General features: G+C 67.8%; 1 protein-coding gene. It reads left to right on the top strand.

All coding sequences use genetic code 11. The features are described 5' to 3' along the window. The coding region (ilvA, locus tag AB4Y44_RS42330; RefSeq protein WP_368702806.1) for a threonine ammonia-lyase, biosynthetic at nt 1–1,292 on the top strand (1,292 nt) is incomplete at both ends.

Raw genomic sequence — 1,292 nt, 5'->3', positions numbered from 1 at the left:
GTGATCACCGCCTCCGCGGGCAATCACGCGCAGGGCGTGGCGCTGTCGGCGGCGAAGCTCGGCGTGAAGGCCGTGATCTGCGTGCCGGTGACCACGCCGCAGGTGAAGGTCGATGCGGTGCGCGCCCACGGCGGCGCGACCGTCGAGGTCGTGCAGGCCGGCGAGTCGTACAGCGACGCCTACGCCCACGCCGTGCGCCTGCAGGAAGAACGCGGCCTGACCTTCGTGCATCCGTTCGACGATCCCTACGTGATCGCCGGCCAGGGCACCGTGGCGATGGAAGTGCTGAGCCAGCATCAGGCCCCGATTCATGCGATCTTCGTGCCGATCGGCGGCGGCGGCCTGGCTGCGGGCGTGGCGGCCTACGTGAAGGCCGTGCGCCCCGAGATCAAGGTGATCGGCGTGCAGACCGACGATTCCTGCGCAATGGCGCAGTCGATCGAAGCGGGCAGGCGCGTGGAACTCACCGAAGTCGGCCTGTTCTCCGACGGCACGGCCGTCAAGCTCGTGGGCGAGGAAACCTTCCGCCTGTGCCAGCAGTATCTCGACGAAGTGCTCACCGTCGATACCGACGCGCTTTGCGCGGCGATCAAGGACGTCTTCCAGGACACGCGCAGCGTGCTCGAACCCGCAGGCGCACTGGCCGTGGCGGGCGCGAAGCAGTACGCGGAGCGCGAGGGCATCGAGGGGCAGACGCTGGTGGCGATCACCTCGGGCGCGAACATGAACTTCGACCGCATGCGCTTCGTGGCCGAGCGTGCCGAGGTGGGCGAGGCGCGCGAAGCGGTGTTCGCCGTGACGATCCCCGAGGAACGCGGCAGCTTCAGGCGCTTCTGCGAGCTGGTCGGCACGCGCAGCGTGACCGAGTTCAACTACCGCATCGACGACGCCGAACGCGCGCACATCTTCGTGGGCGTGCAGATCCGCAACCGCGGCGAGTCGCAGCAGATCGCGAAGACCTTCGTCGATCACGGCTTTCCGAGCGTCGATCTCACCGGCGACGAGCTGTCGAAGCAGCACATCCGCTACATGGTGGGCGGGCGCTCGCCGCTCGCGCACGACGAACGCCTGTTCCGCTTCGAGTTTCCGGAGCGGCCGGGCGCGCTCATGCGCTTTCTTTCGTCGATGGCGCCGAACTGGAACATCAGCCTGTTCCACTACCGCAACCAGGGCGCCGACTACAGTTCGATTCTGGTGGGCATCCAGGTGCCCGCGGCCGAAGACGCGGAGTTCCGCCGCTTCCTCGCCACGCTCGGTTATCCGCACTGGGAAGAGACGAGCAACCCGGCGTA

The organism is Paraburkholderia sp. BR10937, from assembly GCF_040965695.1.
GTDB lineage: Bacteria > Pseudomonadota > Gammaproteobacteria > Burkholderiales > Burkholderiaceae > Paraburkholderia.
The sequence above is the reverse complement of the archived record's forward strand: the minus strand, read 5'-3'. Positions and strand labels throughout refer to the sequence as shown.